This window comes from Pseudoxanthomonas koreensis, assembly GCF_010093225.1.
Taxonomy (GTDB): Bacteria; Pseudomonadota; Gammaproteobacteria; order Xanthomonadales; family Xanthomonadaceae; genus Pseudoxanthomonas; species Pseudoxanthomonas koreensis.
On the sequence record NZ_PDWM01000082.1, the window covers coordinates 1 to 1069 of the forward strand.

A 1069-nucleotide genomic window follows, 5' to 3' on the forward strand; every position below is an offset into this window, starting at 1 on the left:
AACGAGGAGCGACCCAAGAAGGCAATCGGCGGGCTCACCCCGGAAGCCTATGCCAAAACCCTGACCATCTCGGATACCCTAACCGCGGACTCCAAAGCCGACCGCTACTGAAAGCGGGGGGACGTCGCACGCACCACCAGGTCGCCCTCATGCGGGCTCCTACAGGAGCCGTGGACGCCGCGACATCCGCAAACGGAAACGGGGCGCCAGGCGCCCCGTTTCCACATTCCGCGTGCCGCGCTCAGCGCGACTGCAGCTTCGACAGCAGCCGCAGGAATTCCAGGTACAGCCACACCAGCGTCACCATCAGCCCGAATGCGCCGTACCACTCCATGTACTTCGGCGCGCCCTGCTCGACGCCGTTCTCGATGAAGTCGAAGTCCAGCACCAGGTTCAGCGCCGCGATCACCACCACGAACAGGCTGAAGCCGATGCCGACGATGCCCGACTCGTGGATCATCGGGATCTGGATGTTGAAGAAGCCCAGCACGATCGACGCCAGGTACACCAGGGCGATGCCGCCGGTGGCCGCGACCACGCCCAGCTTGAAGTTCTCGGTGGCCTTGATCACGCCGGCACGGTAGGCGAACAGCATCGCGAACAGGGTGCCCATGGTCAGCAGCACCGCCTGCATCACGATGCCGTTGAAGCGCGCGTCATACATCGCCGAGATCGCACCCAGGAACACGCCCTGCGCCAGGGCGTAGAGCGGCGCGGTCACCGGCGCCCAGGTCTTCTTGAAGATGGTGACCAGGGCGAGCACGAAGCCGGCGATCAGGCCGCCCCACAGGTACAGGCCGATCGCGGGGTTGACGCTGCCGTCGGCGCCGAAGGCCTGGCTCCAGGACCAGGCGCCGGTGAGCACCGCCAGCAGGAGCAGGATGCCGGTCTTGTTGCTGGTGCCGGCCAGCGACATCGTGCCGCCGTCGCGCGAGACCACCGCGCCGCTGCCGAGGTCGAGGAAGGTGGAATCCTTGAAGGCGGGGTTGCTGCTGCGCATGCGGGCGGTCGCTCCGTGGGTCGAAGGTGTGGGGGGAGGATACACGTACGTGCGCTTTGGTCCCTTTCC

1 protein-coding gene is annotated in these 1069 nt (G+C 66.3%); it reads right to left on the reverse strand.

Features of this window, described 5'->3' with window-relative positions; translation table 11 throughout:
* Window positions 1-241 precede the first annotated feature (241 nt).
* Window positions 242-1000, reverse strand: a complete 759-nt coding sequence (locus CSC64_RS13785) for a Bax inhibitor-1/YccA family protein (protein ID WP_162435904.1) — start codon at window positions 998-1000, stop codon at window positions 242-244.
* Between the last annotated feature and the right edge of the window lie 69 nt (window positions 1001-1069).